This is a genomic window from Verrucomicrobiota bacterium JB022 (assembly GCA_030673845.1).
In the GTDB taxonomy this organism is placed as follows: Bacteria; Verrucomicrobiota; Verrucomicrobiia; order Opitutales; family Oceanipulchritudinaceae; genus WOUP01.
Genome location: JAUTCQ010000017.1, coordinates 385074 through 409867, shown reverse-complemented (window position 1 = coordinate 409867; position 24794 = coordinate 385074). Strand labels below are relative to the sequence as shown.

Annotated in this window: 19 protein-coding genes; 14 read left to right on the top strand and 5 right to left on the bottom strand. The window is 63.1% G+C overall.

Annotated elements, in window-relative coordinates; genetic code table 11:
* Position 1: 1 nt before the first annotated feature.
* From Q7P63_14555 to Q7P63_14510, 10 genes are all read left to right on the top strand, one after another.
* Positions 2-682 (top strand): Fe2+-dependent dioxygenase, encoded by a 681-nt coding sequence (locus Q7P63_14555; protein ID MDP0501311.1) that lies wholly within the window; start codon positions 2-4, stop codon positions 680-682.
* Positions 683-773: 91 nt separating this feature from the next.
* Positions 774-2060 carry a hypothetical protein gene (locus tag Q7P63_14550; protein ID MDP0501310.1) on the top strand — a complete coding sequence of 429 codons (1287 nt, stop codon included), beginning with the start codon at positions 774-776 and terminating at the stop codon, positions 2058-2060.
* A gap of 90 nt (positions 2061-2150) precedes the next feature.
* Complete coding sequence (locus tag Q7P63_14545) at positions 2151-3908, top strand: SpoIVB peptidase S55 domain-containing protein (GenBank protein MDP0501309.1); 1758 nt, start codon at positions 2151-2153, stop codon at positions 3906-3908.
* Positions 3909-3911: 3 nt separating this feature from the next.
* Positions 3912-6113, top strand: coding sequence for a hypothetical protein (locus Q7P63_14540; protein MDP0501308.1), 2202 nt, complete (start codon positions 3912-3914; stop codon positions 6111-6113).
* A gap of 179 nt (positions 6114-6292) precedes the next feature.
* Positions 6293-7678: a glutamate--tRNA ligase family protein gene (locus Q7P63_14535; protein ID MDP0501307.1), complete on the top strand. Its 1386-nt coding sequence runs from the start codon at positions 6293-6295 to the stop codon at positions 7676-7678.
* A 123-nt stretch (positions 7679-7801) separates the two neighbouring features.
* A complete protein-coding gene (locus Q7P63_14530) occupies positions 7802-9496 on the top strand; it encodes a hypothetical protein (GenBank protein ID MDP0501306.1) in 1695 nt (564 codons plus the stop codon).
* Between the two features lie 126 nt (positions 9497-9622).
* A complete protein-coding gene (locus Q7P63_14525) occupies positions 9623-10063 on the top strand; it encodes a hypothetical protein (protein MDP0501305.1) in 441 nt (146 codons plus the stop codon).
* Positions 10064-10318: 255 nt separating this feature from the next.
* Positions 10319-12124, top strand: coding sequence for an aspartate--tRNA ligase (gene aspS, locus Q7P63_14520; GenBank protein MDP0501304.1), 1806 nt, complete (start codon positions 10319-10321; stop codon positions 12122-12124).
* 364 nt (positions 12125-12488) lie between these two features.
* Positions 12489-13799 carry an ammonium transporter gene (gene amt / locus Q7P63_14515; protein ID MDP0501303.1) on the top strand — a complete coding sequence of 437 codons (1311 nt, stop codon included), beginning with the start codon at positions 12489-12491 and terminating at the stop codon, positions 13797-13799.
* A gap of 68 nt (positions 13800-13867) precedes the next feature.
* Positions 13868-14206 (top strand): P-II family nitrogen regulator, encoded by a 339-nt coding sequence (locus Q7P63_14510; GenBank protein MDP0501302.1) that lies wholly within the window; start codon positions 13868-13870, stop codon positions 14204-14206.
* A gap of 185 nt (positions 14207-14391) precedes the next feature.
* Here Q7P63_14510 and Q7P63_14505 read toward each other — a convergent pair whose 3' ends face one another.
* The 3 genes from Q7P63_14505 to Q7P63_14495 are packed head-to-tail and all read right to left on the bottom strand — an operon-like array spanning position 14392 to position 17298.
* Positions 14392-15411 carry a zinc-binding alcohol dehydrogenase family protein gene (locus tag Q7P63_14505; protein MDP0501301.1) on the bottom strand — a complete coding sequence of 340 codons (1020 nt, stop codon included), beginning with the start codon at positions 15409-15411 and terminating at the stop codon, positions 14392-14394.
* A gap of 20 nt (positions 15412-15431) precedes the next feature.
* Positions 15432-16262: an amidohydrolase family protein gene (locus Q7P63_14500; GenBank protein MDP0501300.1), complete on the bottom strand. Its 831-nt coding sequence runs from the start codon at positions 16260-16262 to the stop codon at positions 15432-15434.
* 13 nt (positions 16263-16275) lie between these two features.
* Positions 16276-17298, bottom strand: a complete 1023-nt coding sequence (locus Q7P63_14495; protein ID MDP0501299.1) for an aldo/keto reductase — start codon at positions 17296-17298, stop codon at positions 16276-16278.
* A gap of 284 nt (positions 17299-17582) precedes the next feature.
* On the opposite strand from Q7P63_14495, the gene Q7P63_14490 reads away from it, so the two are divergent.
* Positions 17583-18269 carry a PEP-CTERM sorting domain-containing protein gene (locus Q7P63_14490; GenBank protein ID MDP0501298.1) on the top strand — a complete coding sequence of 229 codons (687 nt, stop codon included), beginning with the start codon at positions 17583-17585 and terminating at the stop codon, positions 18267-18269.
* A 72-nt stretch (positions 18270-18341) separates the two neighbouring features.
* Positions 18342-20081 (top strand): hypothetical protein, encoded by a 1740-nt coding sequence (locus Q7P63_14485; protein MDP0501297.1) that lies wholly within the window; start codon positions 18342-18344, stop codon positions 20079-20081.
* Here the strand turns inward: Q7P63_14485 and Q7P63_14480 are convergent.
* Both Q7P63_14480 and Q7P63_14475 read right to left on the bottom strand, forming a co-directional pair.
* Positions 20078-20323 (bottom strand): hypothetical protein, encoded by a 246-nt coding sequence (locus Q7P63_14480; GenBank protein MDP0501296.1) that lies wholly within the window; start codon positions 20321-20323, stop codon positions 20078-20080. The genes Q7P63_14485 and Q7P63_14480 overlap by 4 nt on opposite strands.
* A gap of 199 nt (positions 20324-20522) precedes the next feature.
* Complete coding sequence (locus Q7P63_14475) at positions 20523-22373, bottom strand: tagaturonate epimerase family protein (GenBank protein ID MDP0501295.1); 1851 nt, start codon at positions 22371-22373, stop codon at positions 20523-20525.
* Between the two features lie 227 nt (positions 22374-22600).
* On the opposite strand from Q7P63_14475, the gene Q7P63_14470 reads away from it, so the two are divergent.
* Together Q7P63_14470 and Q7P63_14465 are read left to right on the top strand one after the other, a co-directional pair.
* Positions 22601-23707 carry an acyltransferase gene (locus Q7P63_14470; protein MDP0501294.1) on the top strand — a complete coding sequence of 369 codons (1107 nt, stop codon included), beginning with the start codon at positions 22601-22603 and terminating at the stop codon, positions 23705-23707.
* Between the two features lie 49 nt (positions 23708-23756).
* Positions 23757-24794 (top strand): sugar phosphate isomerase/epimerase family protein, encoded by a 1038-nt coding sequence (locus tag Q7P63_14465; GenBank protein ID MDP0501293.1) that lies wholly within the window; start codon positions 23757-23759, stop codon positions 24792-24794.

Genomic DNA, 24794 nt, shown 5'->3' with positions numbered 1-24794 from the left:
TATGCTCATCCGCATCCCAGACGTTCTGAGTCCTGAACAGGTGGCCCAAGCCCGGGCGGCGCTCGAAAGTGCCGATTGGGTCGACGGCAACGTGACCTCCGGCCACCAGGCCCGTCGCGCCAAGGACAACATGCAGATCCCGCAGGATCACCCCGTGGCCCAGCAGGTGGGCGACATGATCCTGCGCGCGCTGGGCCGCAATGCGCTCTTCATGTCGGCCGCGCTGCCGCTGCACGTGTTGCCCCCGCTGTTCAACCGCTACTCCGGTGGCCAGCAGTTCCACACCCACGTGGACAATGCCATCCGCCAGTTCCCGGACAGCTCGCGCCGGATCCGCACCGACCTCTCCGCCACGCTCTTCTTCTACGAACCGGATGAATACGACGGCGGCGAACTGTGCGTGGAAGACACCTACGGCGTGCAACAGGTCAAGCTGCCCGCCGGTCACATGGTGCTCTACCCGGCCACCAGCCTGCACCACGTAACGCCCGTCACCCGCGGCACGCGACTCTGCTCCTTTTTCTGGATCCAGAGCATGATCCGCGACGACGGCAAGCGCTCCCTGATGTTCGATCTCGACCTGGGCTTGCAGCGCCTCAATCAGGACCACCCCGATCACCCGTCGGCCGTCCAGATCACAGGCGTTTACCATAACCTGCTGCGCCAGTGGGCGGAAATGTGAGCTGCTTTATTAATAGTTAGCGCTAGACAAGACCTACGGGGACGCTTTTGCTCGGCGTCTCCGTTTTTTGCATCCAGAATTCACCTGTCCCATGCAAGCCATCCTCGCCAACTGTCGCACCGCCGAGGACCTGCTGAAACAAGGCGGCCCGGCCGACCTCGAAAATGCAGTCAGCTTGCTGGTGGGCGCGATCGACGCCCTGCAGCCTCATCTCGACGCCGGAGAAGCCGCCACGCGCTTTGAGCTGGCCTGCGCCTGGATCAACTACGGCAACGGCCTGCTGCGGCTCGATAACCGGCTGAACCTGCAAGCCGCCAGCGAAGCCTATCGGCAGGCAATTGCCCATTTCGACTTGCTGCCCGAACCGCTGATCGATGACTACGCGGTCGAGCGCTCTGCCGCCTGGGCCAATCTTGCCCACACCTTCCAGCTGCCGGATAATCCCAGCTCGTGGCAGGCTGCCCGGGGCTGCTATCAGGTGGCGCTCCAACACCTCAAGGGCCTGCCCGACGTCCCTCGTTACCTCCACCGCGTCGCCGGCACCTGGCTCAACCTCGCCAACTGCGAGCAACTGCTGGAGCGCCATGCCGAAGCCGTCGCCGCCTACGATGAGGCGGAGGCGGTACTTACCGGCAGGGAGCACCATACGCAGGGCCAGTCCTTCGACGCCTTGCGCATCCGCATCTGGCTCAACCGCGCCAATACGCTCACCCAACTGGGCGAGACGGGCCGTGCGCTGGCCGATCTGGACCGTGTGATTGGCGATTTGCAGACGAGCGACCCCTCGCTGGAACTCGCAGCCGCCTTCGCCAACCGCGCCAATCTGCTGACGACCTACGAAGACGAGAGCCACCTCGGCAAGGCCCGGCGCTGTGCGCGCGAAGGCTGGGAGCTGGCCCGCCCCTTGGCTCACGACAACGCGGGTTGGGCCGAAGTGGCCCTGCAGGCCGCCCGCGCCGAGCTGCAGGCGCTCACCTTGCTCGTGCCCCTGCTCGGCCAGAAGGTGGATACCGACGACCTTTATTTTGCCGCCAGCGACCTCGCCGACGAGGCCATGGCGCTTTACCGCGCCTGGCAGACTCAGTATCAGCCAGCCTTGCAGCCATTGGGCCGCCGTATCTTCCACCTCGGCGCGCAGCTCTATGCCCACGCGCAGCCGCAGTTCCTCTCCGCCTTTCTCTGCGAATCGCTGGATGAGTCCGCCGCACCCGATGCCGTATGCCACGACGAGTCCCTGCGCGCCTCCGCCCAAGCGGCCCTCGAAGTGGCGCTGTACCAGTTGCGTTATGAGCGCCAGGTATCGCTCGACCACGCCGAAATCATCTTTCACCTCATCGAGCAACTGGTCCGCACCCGGGAGCATCTGAGCCTTGCGTAAACCGGAAAACCTGGGCCGCAGACCGGAAAAATGACGTAGCGGCTTTTTGGGTCGCAACGATCTGCGATATTCGGTTATAGAATGGATGGTATGATGCGAGGCATCTGGATGTGGGGGCTCAGTCTGGTCTTTTTCCTGTCGGGCGTGCGAGCGGAGGAAATCTTTCCGCTCAGCGAAGTCCGCCCGGGCATGAAGGCGACTTGGCGTACGGTCGTGCGCGGCACGGAATTGAAGGAATACCAGCTCGAGATCCTCGGCACCGTGCCGGAGGGCCTCGGGCCGGGCTGGTCGACCATCGTCGGCCTGGGGACCGACCCGGAGATGATCCGCACGGGCGGCGTCGCCGGCATGAGCGGCAGCCCGGTGTATATCGACGGCAAACTGCTTGGCGCGTATTCCTACACCTATACCTGGTCGAAGGATCAGGCCTTCGTCGGCATCACGCCCATCGAGCAGATGTTCAAGCTCGTGAACGGTTTCGACCTGGGTGAGCAGAAGGGCTTCCAGACGCTTTCGCCCTTTGCCGCACCGGTCGCCCAGAGCACGCCCGCCCCAGCCTCGGCGGGCAGCATCGTGGAATTTTCGCCGCAACCGGTCCCCACCCCACTGGCCTTTGGCGGCATCTCCGCCCGGACGCTGGAGGCGCTGCGCCCGGAGTTTGAAAAGATCGGCTGGCACCTGCCCATCGCGACCGGCATGGGCGCGGCCGACGGCGCCGTCGAGACGTCCGAATTGCAACCCGGGCAGGCCATGGCCGCCGTGTTGATGAAGGGCGACTTCAATGCCGCCGCCACGGGCACGGTCACGTGGCGCGAGGGCGACCGCATGCTGGGCTTTGGCCACAGCTTCCTCGGCGCAGGCAACGTCTCCGTACCGCTGGCGGGCGCCGAAGTGCTGACGATCGTCAACAACCAGCGCCTGTCGTTCAAGCTGAGCAAATTTGGCGACATTGTGGGCACGATTTTCCAGGACCGCGCGCCGGGAATTGCGGGCCGCATCGGGCCGATCCCGCCCATGACCGCGCTGGAGTTGAAGGTGAGCAACGGCCACGGCTGGCGCGAAACCTACGAGGCCGACCTCGTCCAGCACCCTCAATGGACGGCCATGCTCGCCGCCACGACGGTGCTCGAAACCGCCAGCAGCGCCATGACCGCCGGCGAGCGCCAGACCTTCCACCTCTACGGCCACATCTACCCCAAGGGCATGAACAGCATCGCCTTTGAACGCGTGGCCACCGGGCCGATGGCGGGCCAGATGCTCGCCCAGCAACTCTTTGGACAGCTCTACGACTTGCTCGACAACCCGTTCGAACCCGTGACGCTCGACCGGATCGAGCTGGACCTCGAAGTGGTCGACGCTTGGCAGCTCAGCACCCTGCGCGGCGTCAGCATCTACCCCGAGCAGCCCCGCCCGGGCGACGAGGTGCAGGTGGAGCTGAAACTGCTCAACTACCGGGGCGACGAGCGCACGCTGAAGCTGAACTTGATGATCCCGCCCTACGCGACGGAGGGCGAGAGCTACTCGCTCGTCATTGCCGATGGGCAGGCTTTCGACCGCCACTTCCAGCGCGCCGCCGGGGTGCCGGGCAGCCTCGAAGACATCGCCCAAAGCTGGCGCCTCGAACGCGTGCCGGGTCGCCTTTACGCCGCCCTCGTGCAGCCGACCGACGGCCTCGGCGTAGAGGGCGCTTCCCTGCCCAACCTGCCGCCCAGCGTGCTCCAGCAGCTCGCCGAGCGCAACCCCGCACGCCTCAGCCGTCCCATCACCGAAATGGTGGTCGACGAAAAAGCCTTTTCCCTCCCCGGTATCTTTCAGGGCTCGTATTCCGCTCTCCTTACCATTCGTTAACGCATGTTTGCTCGTTCCTTGCTTTTGGGCTGCCTTGCCGGCGGCCTCGCGCTCCCTTCCTTCCTCCAAGCCAGCACCACCCAGGCGGTGGTCGATGAAGGCTACGCCGCGTTTTATCTCAGCGAGCTGGAAAACTTCGCCCTGAGCAACTTCGGCACTCTGGAGACCGCCCCCGCCTTGACCAAAGTAGCCGAATTGCCGGGCGGCCGCGTGTGGGATGCCGTGCGCGCGCCCGATGGCAGCTTCTACGCCGCAGTGGGCAGCGAGGGACAGGTCTTCCATATCACCCCCGAGGGCGAGGCGAAGGAGATTTTCAAGGCCCCGCAGCCGCTGATCCGTGCGCTGGCGCTGGACGACGAGGGCGGGCTCTTTATCGGCGTGAACCCGGGTGGCTCGATCTATCGCCTGCCCCCGGGTGGCGAACGTGCGGAGCTGTGGACCAAAACCGACGCGACTTATGTCTGGGACCTGCGGTGGGATGAAGATGGCCTCTGGATCGCCACCGGCAGCCCGGCAGCTCTGCTCCACTTGCCCGCCGACGCCGAAGTGGGCGCCGAGCCCGAGAGCTGGGGCAAGCTCGACAACCCCAACGCCAGCTTTACCACCCTTTCACGCGATGAAGAAGGCGACTTCTGGCTCGGCAGCACGCCCGACGGTGTCGTCTATTACCTGCACGACCCGCAGGCCGGCTACGCGCTCTATGCCACCGACAGCGCGGAAGTAAATCATGTGCTGGCCCTCGGCGACGGCGGAGGCCTCTTCACGACCTACCGCTCCGGCAAAAAGAGCGACAGCAGCAGCTCCGGCAGCGACGCCAACAGCCTGCCGCCCATCGTGGTGACCGCCGACGACAGCCTTGGCGAGAGCAACGCTGGCACGGGCGACCTCTACCGCATCACGCCCAGCGGCTTTGCCCAGCCAATCTGGCGCAGCGGGCGCTCCGGCATCAACGCCCTCAGCCAGATCGACGACAGCCTCGTGCTGCTCGGCCTCAGCGACGGCGCACGCCTCGTGGCCCTGCAGGACGGCAATAACTGGTCGCTACTCCACCAGGTGCCCGGCGCCTCCGAGATCTCCGTGATCCTGCCCGGCAACAAGGCGAGCGAGAATTTCCTCTTCACCAGCCGCCCCGCCGGCCTCTGGAAGATCGGCGGCAAGAGCGACGCGGCGGCCAAGCTGACCTCGAAGGTCAAGGATGTGCGCCAAATCGCCCAATGGTCGCGCGTCGAGGTGCTCCGCAGCCAAGGCCTGCCGCTGAAGGTGGAAGTGCGTATCGGCGACACCGCCAAGCCCGACTCTACCTGGGGTGCGTGGCTGGAGCTGGAGCAAGAATCCAACGACCCGACCAAAGCCGTCTACACATTGCTGGAGTCCCATTTTGGCCGCTTCTTCCAATACCGCATCGAAGTGACCGACGGCACGGCCAAGGGCGAAATCTTCCGCGTGCGCGCCTTTTATACGCTGGAAAATGTGGGCCCGATGCTCAGCGGCGTCGAAGTGCTGCCCTTCCCCATCGAGCTGCAGGAAAATGTGAATCGCGCTAACGCGAATACCGATTTCGATGCCCTCTTTACCGCGCGCGGCCTGCAGACCTTCGTCGAGGGTGAAACCCAGACCCGCTACAAGGTCAATCGCCTCGAAGCCGCCGGCTGGTATTCCGTGATCTGGAAAGCCTACGACCCCAATGGCGACCCGCTACTGCACAACGTATCCCTCCGGCGCACGGGAGAAAACGAATGGCAGCCGCTCGCCCAAGGCCTGCCCGACCCATATTGGAGCTTCCCGGTCAAGGGTCTCGAATCGGGCTACTATCAGGTGAAGATCGAGAGCCGAGACGGCATCAACGACGACGCCGAGCCCGACCCTTACCGCCTCGCCCAAGCCCGCAGCCGCCAGTTCCTGATCGACAACGAGCCGCCGCAGCTGAAAGAAGTCGAGCGCGAGCAGGAGGGTAACAACGTGGTCATCGTGGTGCAGGCAATCGACGACTGGAGCCCGATCGCAGATGCCTTCTACAACCTCGACGGCTCGCCCTACCAGCCCTTGATGCCCGAAGACGGCAGCTTCGACAGCACGAAAGAGCGCTTCACCCTGCGCTTCTACGACTACGCCCCCGGCGTCTACCACACGCGGGTCGAAGTCCGCGACGAAGCCGGTCAAATGGCCGTGCTGCCCCTGCGCTTCGAGATCGAAGAGGAAGAATAAATTGAACAGGAGTTAAAAGGAGGAAAAGGAGTTTTAAACAGAAGAACACGAAGAACGCAAAGTGCGGCAGGCCGAACGGTAATAAAATTGGGCAAAACTCTTTTTAACTCCTTTTCACTCCTGTTCTCATCCCCCTGTTTGTTCTTGCCTGTCTGGCGTGAGGCGACTTGCTTGGCGGGATGACTGAGACGCGTGTCCGTTTTGCGCCGAGCCCCACCGGTTTCTTCCACATTGGCAGTGCCCGCACGGCCTTGTTCAATTGGCTGTATGCCCGCCACACCGGCGGCACGTTTATCCTGCGCATCGAGGACACCGACCACGAGCGGAACCGCCCCGAATACCTCGACATCATTTACAACAGCATGCGTTGGCTGGGCATGGACTGGGACGAAGGCCCCGAAGTCGGCGGCCCCTACGGCCCGTATTTCCAGAGCCAGCGTAACGACATCTACGCCCGCTACCTCCAGCAGCTCAAGGATGCAGGGCGCACCTACGAGCAAGACGGTGCCATCTTCTTCCGCCTCGAAGGCGAACGCTACACCGAATACGACGAATACCTGAAGGCCGAAGTCGAAAAAGTGAAGGCCGCGCCGGTCGAGATCGACGACGCGATCCGCGGCAAGGTGGTGCGTGCCGAAACCCGCGACTTCGTGATCTGCCGCGCCGACGGCAGCCCCACCTTCCACTTCGTGAACGTGGTGGACGATATCGAGATGAAGATCACCCACGTGGTGCGCGGCGAAGACCACCTCTCCAACACGAGCAAGCACATCGAGATCTTCAATGCCTTTGGTGCCCCCGTGCCCCAATACGCCCACTTGCCCCTGATCCTGAAAGACCCGCAGGACGGCAAGGGCAAGATGAGCAAGCGCGACCGTGGTGCCTTGATCGAGGAATACCAGCAGCGCCACTTCCTCCCCGCCGCCGTGCGCAACTTCCTCGCCCTGCTCGGTTGGTCGCCCAAGGACGACCGCGAGAAGCTGGACATCGCCGAGATCATCGAAAAATTTGAGCTGAAGGACATCCAGAAAGGTGCCGCCCGCTTCGACGAAAAGAAGATGGCCCACCTCAATCAGGAATACCTGAAAACCCTGCCGGTCGAGACCTACGCCTGGCAGGCCCGTCCCGTCCTGACCGAGGCCGGCCTCCTCGCCGAAGACGCCGACGAGGATTACCTGCAGCGCGTGCTTGCGCTCTGCCAGGAAAAAGTCGACGCGCTCGAAAACCTGCCCTCGTTTACCCGCTACTTCTTCAGCGAAGAATACACGGAAGACGAAAAGGGCCGTGAAAAGCTGCTCAAGAAGGGCGACCCCAAGGCACGCCTGCAGGAAGTCCACGCCGCCCTTGCCAAGCTGAGCGACGAGCAGTGGGAAGATTCGAACATCGCCGAAGCCTTCCAGCAGCTCGCCCTGGCCCACCAGCAAGACAAGCCCTTCGGCTGGTGGCCGATCACGCGCTTTGCCCTCAGCGGCACCACCAGCGGCCCCGACTTTATCCCCATGATTGCCGTGCTTGGCCGCGACCGCGTGCTCGCCCGCCTGGAGCGCTTCACCGCAGGGCTGTAACGGGAAGCCCTCAAACGGGGTTTTATATAGATTGACTATCGATGCGAGGTAGCCCCTAGTTTGGCTATGCTCTCACGCTTCGCTTTTCTATTTCTCTTAAGCTCCGTTCAGGCCGCCGATTGGGTGGAACTGACGAATAACCGTATCCTTGATTGGGACTGGGATAGCTACCCCCAATTCATCAGTGCCGATGGCCAGCAAGTCATCCGCAAATTCCAATATACCGGTCCCGCATATTACATTGCACGCGGACTGACCGGGGCGGATTCCAAAGACCTTGGAGTCGCTTCGATCCAGCAATACGGTAATGCCGATACCTTCCTCGTCAGCACCGACTTCCAGCTGGAGATCCACAAATCAGCGCAGATCGTGTATCCGGACGGCCAGAGCCCTTCTGCGGTTGGCCTGGAAATGGATGCGGTGGGCAACTATCTCGTCGGCTACGAATACGACGGGATCGATCAGCCTCTGCCTCAACTCACCGACGCGGCCCGGCCGTTTTATTACGCCCTTGGCACCAAAATAACCATTCCAGTCTCCGGAGAGCCCCGGCTCTATGCCAGCGACATCGCTATTACGGAGACCCCTACGGTCTACGGAGCCGCCGTGGACCGTAGCAGTGCGGAGGCTCAGCATCGCCACCAGATCTGGAAATGGAGCGAAGGCGAGAACTCGGTCACCTGGGTTTCCATCCTACCCGACGAGACATACCAGCTGCGGGATTACGAAGTCTCCAATGACGGCAACCTCGTCATCGGCTACTTCAGCAACGCTCTGGCCCCCAATACTGTGCGTCTCTTCCGCTGGACCCCGACGGACGGCTTTAGCGTGCTCAATGCGGAAGTCCCAACTGTGCCCGGGATCCCCCTCGCCCCCATTACGATTGCCGCAAACAACCAACTGGCCTTGATCGGCAATCGCGTCTGGCTGGGCGGCGCTGGCCTGCAGACGCTGGAACAACTCGTCCCGGACTGGGAAGACCAGCTCGACTTTAACGGCGTGCCCGCAACCGAAGTAGACGTGGGCGATATCGAACTGGTGTCCATGAGTAGCGGCGGCACGGTGCTTGGCTGGTATACCTTCACCACATCGATTACGGATCCGCAGCCCTACAACCGCACCAGCCAACACGCCTTCTTGTTGCAGGACCTGGAAGGCGCCGGCGAACTCGTGACGCTTAGCGGCGAAGCGAGCCCGGCCAGCCAAGGGACCATCTACGGCCTCGGGGAATATGCAGCCGGAAGCGAAATCTCCCTTTCTGCGCTCCCTCAACCGGGTTACGTATTTGCCCAATGGGAATACCCATACAATAACCAGCCCAGCAGCTTTACCATCACCGTAGCACAAGACACCAACGTCATTGCCTACTTTGCCCAGGACGAAGCAGACGACGATGCCGACGGGCTGACAAACTACCAGGAAATCGTCGTCTACGGTACCAATCCCAACGACTCCGACACCGACGGCGACGGCTTCAACGACTTCGAAGAAACCCAACACGCCTTTTTGTCCCCCACCGTGGCCGACACGGCCTTGGCTGCCTATATTCAGGCCCGCGTCGAGCAAGGCCAGCAACAGGTGATCGACAATTCGGCCGATTACGGGCTCTACCCGGAAGAGGCGATCGCTGAGCTCGTGCTCGATCAGGGCTTTGTCCTCCAGCCGGAAAGCGGCACGGCGAGCTTGAGTCTGCAGGCACAGCTATGGGACCCTTCTACCGAGACCTGGACGACGCCGGACGAAGCCTTCACCTACCAGGTGCCGGTATCTCAACAGGTGCAACTGTTGCGGGTCTGGGTGAGCCCCGAAGCCGAGTAGGAGCTACCCACCGGGACAGGCTGGCGCGGGGTTGTCACACTGCGCCGGCTCTAATACCGCACAAAGCAGCATTTATCAACGAGTTGCAGACACCCAAGCTGGCACGTCTCCTGCATGTATTGGGGCATGCGACGTTCCGACTTTCAAAGCCAGTATGATGCCCGCTTCCGCTATGGTGCTCCCGGCCAGGAAGTGAGCCAACCTCAAACCTTCGTCAGCTCGACCCGAGGGGTAGGAGCAATCGGGCAGCGTCTACAGACCGTGGCCAATGGCGTGCTGCGTCGGGGCGAACTCTTCCACCCGGACGCCTTGCATGCCTTGCTGGAAGAGCTGGCGGTGATTGCCGTGCTGGCGGAAGCCGAGACGGTTAACTGGCCCCTGCTCTACCTGCGAGTGGCCCGCTTGATCCAGCAGGCGACGCCTTTTGAAGAGCGCCTGCCAGACGTGCTGGACGCCTTGCGCACGTTGGAGGTGGAGATCGTTTCCTGGGCCCCGCGGCGGGCGCTAGCCGGTGAAGAACCGGAGGCGCAGGCCGAGGAAGACGGTGAGGATTACGATTTCCGTTAAAAATTTTCCTTTCGAACCGATTTCTTCAGGTGAGTGAAACCTTTCATCACCGGATTGGTTTGAATGAGATGAGAGAGACAGAGAGAAAGCAGTAGTTTGAGGTTTTCATAGCTGAAACGCCCGGGCGTGAGACACCCGGGCGTTCTTGCGTACGCGAATCGCCGCTTTTTGGCCCCAGAGCCTTTTCCTTTCTTGCGCCGCGCCCTCACATGCCGCAAGGTCACGAGCTTTGCCTGCAACCGCAGTTACCGCCCCATGAAGCGCACGCATACCTGCAACGCCCTCCGCCGCGACAACGTCGGCCAGGAAGTCACCCTCATTGGTTGGGTCGACGTCCGGCGCGACCACGGCGGCATCCAGTTCGTCGACCTTCGCGACCGCGAAGGCATCACGCAAATCCTCTTCACCAATGACGATGCCGAGCTGACCGCGCAAGCGGACCGCATCCGCCCGGAATCGGTGATCGAGGTGACCGGCACCGTGCGGGCCCGCGGCGAGAACGAGATCAACGCCAAGCTGCCCACCGGCCAGATCGAAGTCGTGGCGGCCAAGCTCGTGATCCACAACATCGCCGAGACCCCGCCCTTCCCGCTCGACGACGACAAGGCCAACAAGGTTAACGAAGACCTGCGCCTGCAGTACCGCTACCTCGACCTGCGCCGCCCGGGCATGTACCGCAACCTGCGCATCCGCAGCAAGGCGGCCAAGGCCATGCGTGACTACCTCGACAGCCAGGAGTTCCTGGAAATCGAGACGCCCAGCCTCTTCAAGAGCACGCCCGAAGGCGCGCGCGAGTTCCTCGTGCCCAGCCGCCTCAACCCCGGGAAGTTTTACGCGCTCAACCAGAGCCCGCAGCAGTACAAGCAAATGCTGATGGTGGCCGGGATCGAGCGCTACTACCAGCTCGCCCGCTGCTTCCGCGACGAAGACCTGCGTGCGGACCGCCAGCCCGAGTTTACCCAGATCGACATCGAAATGTCGTTCATCGACCGCGAAGACATGTACGCGACGATGGAGGGCCTGATGAAGGCAATCTGGAAGGACGTGCTGGGCATCGACCTGCAGACGCCGTTCCCGCGCATGTCGTACTTCGAAGCGATGAACCGCTACGGCATCGACAAGCCGGACACGCGTTTCGGCCTCACCTTCGAGGACTTCACCGAAGACTTCAAGAGCAGCTCGTTCAAGGTCTTCAACAGCGTGGCCAACAGCGAAGGCGGTGCGATCAAGGCCATGAAGGTGCCGGACCTCGCCGACCTGACCCAGGGCGAACACCGCGACCTCGAAAACACGGCCAAGAACTTCGGCGCCAAGGGCCTTGCCTTTATCCGCATCGACGAGACCGGCGAGTGGAAGAGCCCCATCCTCAAGTTCTTCAGCGAAGAGGAGAAGGCAGCCCTGCAGAGCCGCCTCGACATCCAGCCGGGCGACCTCGTGCTGTTCGCCGCCGCCGAGTGGGAGCGTGCCTGCACCATCCTCGGCCGCGTGCGCCTCGAGTGCGCCAAGCTGCTCGTGAAGCGCGGCAAGCTGGAGATCTCCGCCTCGCAATACAACTTCCTTTGGGTGCTCGAATTCCCGCTGATGTTGTATGATGAAGACGCGGGCCGCTACGTGGCCGCCCACCACCCCTTTACCGCCCCCGTGCCGGAAGACCTGGAGCTGCTCGATTCCAACCCGCGCGCCGTGCGCGGCCAGCACTACGACTTGGTGCTCAATGGTTGGGAAATCGGCGGCGGCTCCATTCGTATCCACCAGCCCGAGGTGCAGAAGAAGGTGTTCGAAGACGTGCTGCAGATCCCGAAAGACGTAGTGCAGGAACGCTTTGGCTACATGCTCAATGCCTTCCGCTACGGCGCCCCGCCCCACGGCGGCATCGCCTTCGGCTTCGACCGCATGATCACCCTCATGACGGGCGCCACCTCGATCCGCGAAGTCATCGCCTTCCCCAAGACCCAAAAGGGTCAGGACCTGATGGCCGACTCGCCCACCCCGGTGACGGCCAAGCAACTGCGCGATCTCTGCATCGAAACGGTCGACCTCGAGGAAGACGCAGCGGAATAACTGCTGCTCAAAAATTGCCAGCCCTCTATTTCAGGCCTCTCCACTCGTAGGAGAGGTCTTTTTTGTGTCCGGGTGCCTATTTCGGGGTGTACAAAATTGACCACATACATCCTATATCACGCTAGGCTGGGCACTTATGATCGTGAGCGCATAAAGGGTGTCCCTCAAAAACGTACAGGCACTTTAGCGATTGCCTATCAGCGCTTTAAATCGGTCTCGCGGTAAAATTTAGCCATCCACCCCCAGTGCTGGCACATCGGGTGCTCAAATAGAGGTGTTCCAAGCCTCGTCTGTTCATATCTATTTGATCAACATAACTTAACACAAGATGATGCAGCACCTCAAACACCCTCGAGTCTGGTGGATGCTTCCCCTCCTGATGGCCTCAGGAGCCCTTACCAGCTCGCTCTCGGCGCAAGACACCGATACCGCTTCGGCCATTGCTGACGCCGCGTTCCGTACCGACAACCTCTGGATCCTGATTGCAGCAGGCCTCGTGTTTATCATGCACTTGGGCTTCTCGACGGTCGAATCCGGCCTCGCCCAAAGCAAGAACACGGTCAACATCCTGTTCAAGAATGCCTTCATCATTTGCATGGGCATCGTCGTTTACGCTGCCTGGGGCTTCAACGCGATGTATCCTGGCGACGGCGCCACCAATGCCTTCATTGCCTTCGGCAGCCCGATCCCGAACGCTCTGGATGCAACCGGCGCCGATTCGATGACGCGCGACTACGCCGACTACACCTACTGGGCCGACTTTATCTTCCAGGCCATGTTTGCCGCCACCGCCGCGACGATCGTCTCCGGTGCCGTGGCTGAGCGTATCAAGCTCGGCAGCTTCATGGTGGGCGCGACCCTCCTCGTGACCTTCATCTACCCGATCTCCGGCTTCTGGAAGTGGGGCGGCGGCTGGCTCGACGCGATGGGCTTCTACGACTTTGCGGGCTCCACGCTCGTGCACGCCTTCGGTGGTTTCGCCGCTCTCGCCGCAGTGCTCGTCCTCGGGCCGCGCAAGGGCAAGTATCTGCCCGGTGGCAAGATCAAGCCGGTGCTCGGCCACTCGATGCCGCTGGTGACGATTGGTGTGTTCCTCCTCGTGCTCGGCTGGTTCGGGTTCAATGGTGGCTCCGTGCTCAGCGCCGATCCTGCCCTCACCTCGCTGGTGTTCACCACCACGATGATCGCAGCTTGCGGTGGCGGCCTCGCCTCGATGTTCACCTCGTGGGTGGTGCTGAAGAAGCCCGACCTCTCGATGTCCCTCAACGGCATCCTCGCCGGCCTCGTGGGCATCACCGCCGGTGCGGACCAAATGGGCCCCTGGTCGGCTCTCGTCGTCGGCTTCATCGCCGGTGTCATCGTGGTCTTCTCCGTCCTGTTCTTCGACAAGATCAAGATCGACGACCCGGTGGGTGCCATCTCCGTGCACGGCGTGTGCGGCCTCTGGGGCACCTGGGCGGTTGCGCTCTTCGGCGTGGGTGGCGATTACAGCATCGTGACCCAGCTCGTCGGCTCCCTCTCCGTCGGTGCTCTTGCCTTCGTCACCTCTTTCGCAATCTTCTTCGTGATCAAGATGGCCATGGGCCTGCGCGTCAGCGAGGAAGAAGAAGTGGGCGGCCTGGACGTGGGCGAACACGGCCAAGAAGCCTACCCCGACTTCCAAAGCGCTCACTAAGCTTTGCTTGCGAGCTTGAATCCAACGCGTATCACCTCTATAAAAACGCGAACTCTAGGATCTGACACATGAAACTGGTTAAAGCTATCATCAAGCCGTTCAAGCTGGAGGAAGTGAAAGAAGCGCTCTCCGAAATCGGCGTCGAAGGCATGACGGTGACCGAAGTCAAGGGCTTCGGCCGCCAGAAGGGCCACACTGAAATCTACCGTGGCAGCGAATACACGGTCGATTTCCTCCCCAAGGTCATGCTCGACGTGGCCGTGCCGGACGAGCTCGTGGCCAAGACCATCGACGCGATCAAGAATGCCGCCAAGACCGGCAAGATCGGCGACGGCAAGATCTTTGTCCTCCCCATCGACGAAGCGGTACGCATCCGCACCGACGAAATGGGCGACAGCGCGATCTAAGGCCACTGCTTCCAGCGCGATTCCTTCTCAAACCTTCCCTCCGGTCACCATGCCGGGGGGATTTTTTTGTAAGCAAACGTGCGCTTTCGCCTTCTCATGGCAGGACTGCCACAGACACACAGGCGCAAAAAAACCTCCCGGAAACACCCGGGAGGCAATTCATAAAGGCAAAAGCCGCCCCTACCCTAAGCGAGGGTTACGTGGATCTTGGTGACGGCACCGGGGTTGGCCGACCAGGCGGCGAGGGCTTCACCGGCGCCATCGAGCGAGACGGTGCGGGTGATGACTTCATCGTAGGGGAAACCGGGCTGTTGCAGGTAGGCGCAGACGGCGCGGAAGTCGTCGGCGGAGGCATTGCGCGAGCCCATGATGTCGATCTCCTTTTGCACAAAGAGCTTGGTGGCGAAGCTGACTTCGTCTTTCGCGTAGCCGATGCAGACGACGCGGCCCGTGAAGGCCACCTCATCGACGGCGGCGCGGTAGGTCGCGGGGTGGCCGACGGCTTCGATGATGAGGTCGGGGCCATGGCCGCCAGTCAGCTCCTGCAGGCGTGCATGGAGGTCTTGGGTGCGGGAATTGATACCGTGGGTGGCGCCGAGCTTCTTGGCCAGGGCCAGCTTCTGGTCGTCGATGTCGATCGCGATGACGGTGGCACCTGCGGCGGCGGCGCCGGCAATCGCCCCGAGGCCGATCATGCCGCAGCCAAACACGGCGGCGATGTCACCCTTTTCGGCGCGGCCGCGGGCCGCCGCGTGGAAGCCGACAGTGAGGGGCTCGACGAGGGCCAGCTCGCGCACGCCGAGGCCGGGCACCGCGATAATCTTCTCCCACGGGGCGACGATCCACTCGGTCATGGCCCCATCGCGCTGCACGCCGAGGGTCTGGTTGTGCTTGCAGGCATAGGCGCGGCCGCGACGGCACGAAGCGCACTCGCCGCAGTTGGAATACGGCACCACGGTCACAGCCTGGCCGGGGCGCAGCTCGGCGGGCACGCCGTCGCCCACTTCCACGATCTCGGCGCCGATTTCGTGGCCCGGGATGCGGGGGTAGGTGACCATGGGGTTGCGCCCCTGGAAGGTGCTGAGGTCGGAGCCGCAGAAGCCGACTTGGCGGACGCGGAGCAGCACTTGGCCCGCGCTCACGGTGGGCTCAGGGACATCGGTGATCCGGCTTTCGCCGGGGGCCGTGATTTGGAAGGCTTTCATCTGCAAAAAAAAGAAATCGTTTAGCGGTCGAGGCGGTAGGCGCGTGTGGCGTTACTTGCCCAAAAGGCGGTTTGCTCGTCTGGGGAGAGGCGGGAGACGAGGTCCTCCACCAGCGCGACCCAACGGGCATACTCCATACCGACGAGACACACGGGCCAGTCGCTGCCAAACATCAGGCGCTGGGGCCCGAAGCATTCAAGGGCGGTCTCCATGTAGGGCCTCAGTTGCTCGGGGGTCCAGGCGCTCGGGTCGGCTTCAGTCACCACCCCGGAGAGCTTGCACCACACGTTGGGGCGACGGGCGAGGTCGCGCATGCGGTCGGCCCAAGGCTGGAGTTCACCGTCGCGGATGCGGGGCTTGGCGATATGGTCGACGATGAAGCGCTGCTGCGGGTGGCGGTCGACCAGCTCGATCGCCTGTGGCAGTTGATGCTCCAGGATCAGGATGTCATAGGCCAAGTCGCGCTTGGTCAGCTCGGCGATGCCCCGGTTGAAGTCCGCGCCCAGCATGTAGGCCGGGTCGGGCTCACCCTGCAGGACGTGGCGCAGGCCCACGAGCTTGGGGGCGGCGTAGCTGTCCAGCAAGGCGGGCAGCTCCGGCGAAATCAGCGGCAACCAGCCGACGACGCCCCGGATGAGGCTCGAATCGGCGGCCAGCTCCAGCAGCCAGCGCGTTTCTTCCTCCATCTGGCGGGCCTGGACGGAGATGACGCCGTCGATGCCCGCGGCTGTCGTGGTCTCGGCGAGGTCGTTCGGCAGAAAGTCGCGGCGGATGACCGCCATGCTGTCGTCGATCCAGTCGTAGGCGACGGGGTCGTAATGCCAGAGGTGGTGGTGGGCGTCGATGCGCATGAGGAGCGGGCGCTTAAAGTTGGATCTGGATCAGGCCGGCGGCGAGCATCTCGTCCCAGAACGGTTGCGGCAGCTCATGCAGGGTCATCTCGACGTTTTCCTGGATGCGGGCCGGGTTGCCGGTATTGAGGGCGACTGCCTTGATCGCCGGGCCGCGCAGGCCGAACTGCACGGCGGCGGCGGCGGGCGATACCTGATGGCGCGCACAGATGGCCTGGAAGCGCTCGCGCCAGGTAAAGAGCGCAGCGTCTTCCGGCTTGGAGGGGTCTGGCAGGCGGTAGTCGAAAAACTTGCCCCCCGTGAGGAAGCCGGCGTGGAAGACGGCCGAGTTGATGATCGTGACGCCCCGGGCCTCCAGCTCGCGCATGAATTCGAGCAGCTCGGCGGGGTGGTGCATAATCGTATAGCTGCAGGCGAGCATCACCCAGTCGAACGGCACTTCCTGCGCAAGGTCGCGGATCACGCGCCAGTCCTTGGAGCCCACGCCGATGGCTTGCGCCTGCCCCTTGGCCTTGAGGTCGAAGAGGCTTTGGTAGGCGCCGAGCACGTCTTCGTGGCGGCGTGCCCGCTCGGCTTCGTTCGAGGCGGCGGCGAGGTATTCATCCGGGTCGTGCACGGAGAGCAGCGAAGGCTGGTAATCACCTAGCAGTTCGCAGCCCTGCTCCCAGCACTCGAGGATGCCCTTGGCGGAAATGCGCTGCTCGGCGTCGTTCTCCAGGCCTTCCCAGACGCCCTTCTCAAAAGTCGGTTCGGCACCCTGTAATGGCACGCGGTACCAGCCCAGCTTGTTGCTGATCTGCACCTGACCGGGTGCGATGCCCAGGCGGCGCAGGTTTTCGCCAATCTTCTCCAGCGCGAGGCCGGCCCCATATTTGCCAGCCGAATCCAGCGTCACGGGCGCGGGCGAGTGCGCAAACCACTCTTGCGCGATGCGGGTTTTCGTTTCTTCGGGCACGACGGCGTAGAGGTTGCCGAGGCAGCTCGTGCCGAAAACAATGGGGGGAAGCGTCACCGAAGCGGGCGTGGGGAAAGTCATGGCAAAACGGATCGCAAACAAAGGGGGAAGCGGCGGAAACCCCGCGATCTGAACGTACCCGCACAGGACCGTCGAGCCTAAAACGTGTTAGGTAAACGACCCTCAAACCACCTCTGCAGCAAAGGTGGGGGCGGAGGCGAAGAGTCTTCGAACTCGACCCGAATCGCGTTATGGGTTCCATTTTTAGAGTGTTTCATCTTCTCCTCTGTGTAAAACTGATCTAATAGCATTCATTAACGAATTCGCATTGATTTCAACCGCCGTTCGGCTAGGAAGAATAGCCTATGTCCACCCGCCTTACGTCTCCCGTTTCTTCCTCTCCCGCCAATGCTGCCGGTATCGCGGCCGCGATGGCTCTTTTGGCCAGCGAGGCTTCCGCTGCCGTCCAGATTTTCGTGCCCAACCCCGCCCCTTACGAGGGTGCTTATGCCGGCGTCTACGTCCACCATATCGATGTGGCAGGGGCAACAATTGGGCCGGGCTTTGAAAGCGGCCTGTTGCTCTGCCTCAGCAGCAGCCTGCAAGGCACCTCAGGGATCATTACTTCGATGGATAGCGCTCGTGAGTATATCTTTGACGCCTATTCCGTCAATCGGGGCTGCTACACGTCCAATCACCCCACTTTCCTCAGCGAAGGCGATCTCGTAAGCGCGGACACAGCGTCCTTCGTTGGCGGCCTGTCATTTGACTTTGTGGGCAACAGCTACACCGCTGGCGACGTTTTCTACCTCGGCTACGGCTTCCGCGATAAAGGCTCGTCCGACCTCTACAACTACGGCTGGATGGAGCTTTCCTTTGCCGAAAACGGCAATGTTTCCGTCTATCGCTGGGCCTACGAAGACGTGGCTGGCGCCTCGACGGTTATCCCGGGCGCGGCCGTGCCGGAGCCCGCGCACGCCGCGCTGGTGCTCGGCGGCATTGGCCTCTTAGTTGCTGCCCGCAAGCGCCTGCGCCAACCGCGCCGTAGCTAACGCACACCCTTCATTTTGACGCACTTCAGTTCAGACCAATTGCACATTTTCAGCCCCGTTTTTGCGGAACGGATGCAAATCCTCTGCCGAAACGGGCAAGGGGAAAGTGCGCTGGAGGAAATTGAAGCCGCGCTGGAGCAGTTCCCCGGCAACCCGGATCTCCATGTGATCCAGGCTGGGGTCTTGCGCAGCCTGCGCCAATACGGAGCCGCCGCCGGTGCCTACGCCCAGGCGGCCCAGCTCGACCGCGACAACGCCGCCATCTGGTTTGGCATGGGCGTATGCCTCGAAAGTGCGGGCGAGCAAAAGGGCGCCTTTCAGGCTTACGCCAAGGCCGTGAGTCTGGAGCCGAGCCATGGGCCTGCCTTTTTCAACCTGATCGGACGGCTGCGCAAAGGTCGACACCACGGCAAGGTGATTGAGCGATTGGAGGCCGCGCCCAACAGCGTCCGCTCGCACCCTGCCTGGTTCCCGCTCTACGCCGCCACCAAATTCGAGTCGGGCGACTACCGGACGATTCAGCAGGCCCCGCTCGATCAAGGTTCGCTGTTCAACCGCAACCACGAAGTGGCAGCCTTGCGGATCCGGGCGATGGTCTACGACCCGGCGGTGACGGGGGCCGACCTGCTCGCCGCCGCGCGCGTATGGGATCGCTCCTTCGGTCCGGCCAAGGTAGACGACTTGCCCTTGCGCGATCCTCTGCCCGACCGCCCCCTGCGCATCGGCTTGGTCAATACCCGCATGCGGCGGCAAAACGTGGGCCTGCAACAGTTGGCGTTGATGCAAAATCGCCCCTCCGCCGACGAGTGCACGCTGCACCTCTACGCCGCTAACGACGTGAACGACGAGGTGACGGAGGAGATGAAGCGGCTGTCCGACTCGTTCACGGATATTTCCAAGCTCACCGACCAAGCCGCCTGCGAGCGGATCCGCGCCGACCAGATCGACATCCTCGTCGATTTCAACGAATACGCGAACGACGGGCGGTTGGGAGTCTTTGCCCGCCGCGCCGCACCCATCCAGGTGCACTATTACGGTAACGCCGTCACCACCGGCTTGCGCGCGATGGATTACCGGATCTCGGACGTCATCTCCGAGCCGCCGGGCGAAGCGGATGCCGCCAGCGCGGAAAAGATCATTCGGCTGGAGGGCGGTTACCACATGTATACTCCGCCGCCCAAGCCGGCCCGGCTCATCTTCGAGACGCCCGCGCTGTCCGCCGGCCACGTCACTTTTGGGGCCATCCACCACCTCGCCAAATACAACGACGGGGTACTGGCCGCCTTTCGCCAGATTCTGGAAGCTCTGCCGAACGCCCACCTCGTGCTCGCACGCGATAATTTCCAGGATCCGCCCACCTGCGCCGACTTTGCCGAAAAACTGAAGCGGCATTGCCTCCCGCAGGGGCGTGTGCACCTGCTGCCCGACCACGGCGCCATTGCCACCCTCGCCATCTGGCAACGGATCGATTGCGTGCTCGACAGTTTCCCTTTCAGCGGGGATGCCACGACGATGGACAGCCTTTATGCCGGGGTGCCCATGATCACGCTGGCTGGCCGCCGCCTCGCCAGTCGCCGTGCCGCCTCCATGCTGCACTTGCTGGGTTGCCCGGAGCTGGTGGCCGAGAACGAAGAGGCCTACGTGGCCAAAGCCATCGAGTTGGGCCGCGACGTCGAGCGCCTCAACGCTTACCGCCAGACACTGCATCAAAAGGTCGAAGCCTCGCCCCTGCGGCAGCATGCTCTCCCGTCGCGGGCCTTCTACACCGCCATCCGCCGCGTCTGGCAGGATGAGGTTACGCAGCAGGCTTAAAGCGCGTCGTCGCCCGGCTTGCCCGGCTCGGGGGCGGCGCCCTGGAGGTTCATGCCGTAGGTGTAGTTGGGGCGCAGGAAGACGTCGTTGCTGTCGAAGTGCTTGATACGGCCATCTTCCTTCAAAGCGACCACCCAGCAGGAGTTGACGCTCATCCCGTAGTCGATGATGAGCAGCGCCAGGCCGGTGCCCAGGGGCGTAGAGACGGGGATGTAGGGGTTGAGCTGGACCATGGATGCCATGAGCGACCTGTTGCAGGCGGCATACCAGAGGCTCCAAACGCGGCGAAACCCGGAGCTGCAGCGGGTGCACCTGCTGCCCGCCCGGGCAAAACGCCCTCCTGCCACTGCCGGCCGGGATTTTCGCATGGCGACACCCGAGCATAAAAAACGCGCCGGGGAACTGACCCCGGCGCGTCGAAAAACAATCTGCCCGAGGGCTCTACGCAATGGAGGCCACCAACTCGTTGTAGGTCTTGTAGCTGGCGAGTTCCTGGCTGACCTTGGCGGCCTTTTCCGCCGTCACGATGCCGGTGCATTCGGTGAGGAAGATCAGGTATTCGGCCACGCGCTGGGCATACTTGAGGCGGGCTTCGTCGCTGATGGAGTAGAAGCGGGCGCGCTGGTTGTAGCCGGCAGCGGTGTGGTCGCCGAGGGCCGCCTTCTCCGCCTTGCCATTGGCGGCAAGCACGTAGAGGAAGTTATACTCGAAGAAGAGCATGTGGTCGGCCGAGGGCTCGAGGCCTTCGAGCACCTTGCGGCAGGCTTCCGGGCTGGCAAAGAGCGCCTTCTCGTCGGTGCCCTTGGGCAGGCTGGCGACGATGAACGAGCGGGCGGCCTTTTGCTCCACCGGGTCGGCGGCGAAAGCGCCGAGCAGCGACAGCTCGACGGTGAAGGCATACCAGTCGGCCCACAGCTTCTTGTCTTCCGGGTTTTCGGAGGCGGAGAGGGCCACACCCATTTCGTAGGTGTAGCGGCCACTGGTCTTGATCTCGAGGTTCGAGCCCGTGATCTCGCCCATCAGGCGGTAGTTCTCAGCCGACTTGCCGGAGCCGGAGTGGAAGCCAATGGAGACGCCGAAGCGCTCGCACACGGCCCATTGGGCTTCGATCAGGCGGCGCAGCTCGGCCTGGTCGTCGTAGGGCGTGTTCTTCTGGAAGCCGAAGGCGGGGGCCACGAAGTTGACCGGCATGTCCATCGCTTCGCAGAAGGCGAGCATGACGGCGGTCGTTTCCGGCGTGGTGAGGCCGGGCAGCTCGTCGATGGAAAGCTCGCGCAGGTAAGCGCGGCCCACATCGGTGGTAAAGTGCTGGTTGCGGATGGCGGCGTACTTCTCGTCGCGGCGCTTCATCTTGAGCATCGAGGGCCACACGCGGCAGAGAAGCTCGGCAAAGGCGGCTTCGTCGACCTTCAGGCCCACGGCGGCCACGCGGTCGCGCACGGTCTTGACGATCTCGGCGGGCACGTTGGCGGCAATGTAGGCCTGGCGGGCTTCAAGGCCCTCCGGCAGCTTGGTGATCGCCAGCTCGGGCGAGAGGTCGAACGTGATGTAGCTGGCCAGGAGGCAGCCGGCCACGAGCTGGTCTTCGCGCACGTCGAACTTGCCGCCAATGGGCTGGTGGTCCGCGTTGAAGCTCCAGGCGATCTTGCGCTGATGGAAGCCGGTCTTGAGCTTGGAGATGATGCTACCGTGGCTCATGCCTTCCACGCTCTGGCCCTGGTGGCCTTCCGGCACGTTGGTGCCGATGAAGGGGAACGGGACAGACTCGAGCGTGCCGGCGAGCATAGCGTTGACGTCGTAGACGAGCTCGCGCGGGATGCTGTTCTGGTTGGCCGTCATGCCTACGCCGAGGTGCGCCATGGCCCACTCGACCGCCGGCCAGTGCAGCGTGGTGAAGCGCGCGCCCACGCCGATGGTCTTTTGGCCGAGTTGGCCGCCAGCCGTCGGGAACACCGTGCAACCGGCGTCGGCTTCCTGCAGCACGTTCTTGAGCTTGAGCAGGTTAGCAAAGGAGGCCGGGAAGAACCAGGCGCCGGAGATTTCAGCGCCTTCGTCGAGCAGGCCCGCACCGTTGCCCGCCAGCTTCCACGCGTGGTCGCCCTGGTCGTCTTCGACGAGGGTCAGCGTGCCTTGCGGCAGCTTGATGGCGCTGGCCGGGTATTCCTGGAACGCGCCGGCGCTCAGGCGGCCCTGGCAGCGAGCCCAGTCGAGGCAGAAGTCGGGGCTGACGCAGGGATTGCTGCGCAGGTCCAGTCCATTGGAAAGAAGGAAGGTATTAATGGGTGCGGACATAACAAATACGGTCTGATAAGGGGAGATTGTGGCCAGCATGGTACCCGCATCCTCGAAAAACGAGCCTAAAGTCGCGACGACGGGGTCGAGCGAACGCGCCCCTTCGGGCATTTTGCCCAGAAGGAGGAGCAGCTGCCCCCGGGGCTGCAAGAAAGCACCCCCAATTGGTCAGGGATCGGTCTGGCGGTTTGACGTGAGGGCATTTTCGCCCCCCGGTGGTAGCGACCATGGACGCATCCGCTTCCACTCTCTCTGCCTCCCGACCTGCCGATACCTCCCGACCAGCACCGGCTCTCGCCCGGCGCTATTGGGACTTGGACTTTCTGCGGATCGCGGGCGCGCTCGGGGTGATCCTCGTGCATGTGTGCTCGCGGTTTCAGGTGGATTACACGGCGGCCAACGCGGAGGAATTCTGGCTGTTGAACGCCCTGAACGCCTTGGTGCGCACGGCCCCTGCCCTCTTCGTAATGGTGAGCGGGGCCTTGCTCCTGCGCCCGCGCAAGCAGGAGCTGCCCGACTTTTATCGCCGTCGGCTGCACCGGGTGGGCATCCCGCTGGCCTTCTGGACGGTCCTCTACCTGGGGTTGCGCTGGGTCGCCGGGCAGGTGAAGGAGAGCAACCCGCTGGTCTTCGCACTGCACGAAGTCGGCGTAGGCGAGCCGTTCTGGCATTTGTATTTTCTCTACATCCTCGCCGGCTTGTATCTGGTGACTCCGTTTCTACAGCGCTTTATCGCGGCGGCGGGCCAGCGGTGGGCGCTCTACCTAGGGTGCCTCTGCCTGGGGCTGGCTTCGCTCGACATCGTGCTGCAATGGGCACTCGGCGCAGAGATCCAGATGACGGCGCTGAACCGCTTTGCCCCCTATCTCGGTTTTTACGTGCTCGGCTATGTGCTCTACCGCCATCAGGACCTGAAGCGGCATCAAGGGCTGGCCTGGGCTCTGGCGGCAGGGGGCTGGGCCTTGACGGCCTTCGGCAACGGCTGGATGGAAGCGGAGACGGGGCGTGAATCGATCTTCTTCAACTATCTGTTCCCCGGCATGGCGATGGAGGCGGTCGGGCTGTTCATGCTCATTCGCATGCAGTTTGGGCACAAGCGCTACCCCTCTGCCACCACGGGCCGGGTCCTGAACTTTGTCGCCTCGGCCTCGCTCGGGATCTACCTGATCCACCCGATCTTCCTCGAAGGGCTGGCCCGCCTCGGCTACAACAGCGCGCAGCTCTCCACGGCGGTAGGCGTGCCGGCCTTGACGCTCGTGACGCTGCTACTGAGCCTGGTAGCGACGGCCGTGATGCAGCGCGTGCCGGTGCTCAACCACGCGGTGGGCAACTGAGGCCCGTGCGGCCTTGCGAGAAACTGCGGCAAGGGTTATCGGTAGAGCCATGCCCCGACCTGTTACGCTCTTCACCGGCCAATGGGCCGACCTCCCTCTCGCCAAGCTCGCCCCGCTCGCGGCAGCCATGGGTTACGACGGCCTCGAACTGGCCTGCTGGGGCGACCACTTCGATGTCTCCAAGGCCGAGGACGAGGCCTATCTTCGCCGCCGCTGGGAGTTGCTGGAGCAGCACGGGCTGACCTGCTACGCCATTTCCAACCACCTCGTGGGCCAAGCGGTGTGCGACCGGATCGACGAGCGACATCAGGCCATTCTCCCAGCCCGAGTTTTTGGCGACGGGGAGCCGGAGGGCGTGCGCCAGCGTGCGGCGGAGGAGATGAAGCAGACGGCCCGGGCCGCGCGGCGCTTTTTCGATCTCCGCCCCGACGACCACGAGGGCGACTTTGCCGCCACGGTCAACGGCTTCACCGGCTCGGCCATCTGGCACCTGCTCTACAGCTTCCCGCCTACCCCGCCGGGCCTGATCCAGAAGGGTTTCGACGACTTCGCCGCCCGCTGGACGCCGATCCTCGACGTGTTTGAGGAAGTCGACGTCAACTTCGCCCTCGAAGTGCACCCGACGGAAATCGCGTTCGACATTGCGAGCGCTCAGCGGGCGCTGGAAGCCGTCGACCACCATAAGCGTTTCGGCTTCAACTACGACCCGAGCCATCTGGGCTATCAGGGGGTGGACTACGTGCAGTTTATCCGCACGTTTTACGACCGCATCTTCCACGTGCACCTCAAGGATGTCTGGTGGGGGCGTGGCGACGGCACGGTAGGCGTCTTCGGCGGCCACACAGAGTTTGGCGACCCGCGCCGCTACTGGGAGTTCCGCTCGGTCGGCCGAGGGCATATCGATTTTGAAGACATCATCGTGGCGCTTAACGACATCGCCTACCAAGGGCCGCTCTCCATCGAGTGGGAGGACGGGCGGATGGACCGCGAGTTCGGTGCGCGCGAATCGTGCGACTTTGCCCGCGCCATCGACTTCCCCCGCAACCAGGTGGCTTTCGACGCCGCCTTCAACCGCGACAACCAATAG

What these genes read in the sequence shown, in the direction of transcription:
- Q7P63_14555 (MDP0501311.1), top strand. Translation starts at nt 2, where the DNA reads ATGCTCATCCGCATCCCAGACGTTCTGAGTCCTGAACAGGTGGCCCAA.
- Q7P63_14505 (MDP0501301.1), bottom strand. Translation starts at nt 15,411, where the DNA reads ATGAAAGCCTTCCAAATCACGGCCCCCGGCGAAAGCCGGATCACCGAT.
- Q7P63_14485 (MDP0501297.1), top strand. Translation starts at nt 18,342, where the DNA reads ATGCAAATCCTCTGCCGAAACGGGCAAGGGGAAAGTGCGCTGGAGGAA.
- amt (MDP0501303.1), top strand. Translation starts at nt 12,489, where the DNA reads ATGCTTCCCCTCCTGATGGCCTCAGGAGCCCTTACCAGCTCGCTCTCG.
- Q7P63_14535 (MDP0501307.1), top strand. Translation starts at nt 6,293, where the DNA reads ATGACTGAGACGCGTGTCCGTTTTGCGCCGAGCCCCACCGGTTTCTTC.
- Q7P63_14465 (MDP0501293.1), top strand. Translation starts at nt 23,757, where the DNA reads ATGCCCCGACCTGTTACGCTCTTCACCGGCCAATGGGCCGACCTCCCT.
- Q7P63_14525 (MDP0501305.1), top strand. Translation starts at nt 9,623, where the DNA reads ATGCGACGTTCCGACTTTCAAAGCCAGTATGATGCCCGCTTCCGCTAT.
- Q7P63_14540 (MDP0501308.1), top strand. Translation starts at nt 3,912, where the DNA reads ATGTTTGCTCGTTCCTTGCTTTTGGGCTGCCTTGCCGGCGGCCTCGCG.
- Q7P63_14475 (MDP0501295.1), bottom strand. Translation starts at nt 22,373, where the DNA reads ATGTCCGCACCCATTAATACCTTCCTTCTTTCCAATGGACTGGACCTG.
- Q7P63_14495 (MDP0501299.1), bottom strand. Translation starts at nt 17,298, where the DNA reads ATGACTTTCCCCACGCCCGCTTCGGTGACGCTTCCCCCCATTGTTTTC.
- aspS (MDP0501304.1), top strand. Translation starts at nt 10,319, where the DNA reads ATGAAGCGCACGCATACCTGCAACGCCCTCCGCCGCGACAACGTCGGC.
- Q7P63_14545 (MDP0501309.1), top strand. Translation starts at nt 2,151, where the DNA reads ATGATGCGAGGCATCTGGATGTGGGGGCTCAGTCTGGTCTTTTTCCTG.
- Q7P63_14500 (MDP0501300.1), bottom strand. Translation starts at nt 16,262, where the DNA reads ATGCGCATCGACGCCCACCACCACCTCTGGCATTACGACCCCGTCGCC.
- Q7P63_14470 (MDP0501294.1), top strand. Translation starts at nt 22,601, where the DNA reads ATGGACGCATCCGCTTCCACTCTCTCTGCCTCCCGACCTGCCGATACC.
- Q7P63_14490 (MDP0501298.1), top strand. Translation starts at nt 17,583, where the DNA reads ATGTCCACCCGCCTTACGTCTCCCGTTTCTTCCTCTCCCGCCAATGCT.
- Q7P63_14510 (MDP0501302.1), top strand. Translation starts at nt 13,868, where the DNA reads ATGAAACTGGTTAAAGCTATCATCAAGCCGTTCAAGCTGGAGGAAGTG.
- Q7P63_14550 (MDP0501310.1), top strand. Translation starts at nt 774, where the DNA reads ATGCAAGCCATCCTCGCCAACTGTCGCACCGCCGAGGACCTGCTGAAA.
- Q7P63_14480 (MDP0501296.1), bottom strand. Translation starts at nt 20,323, where the DNA reads ATGGCATCCATGGTCCAGCTCAACCCCTACATCCCCGTCTCTACGCCC.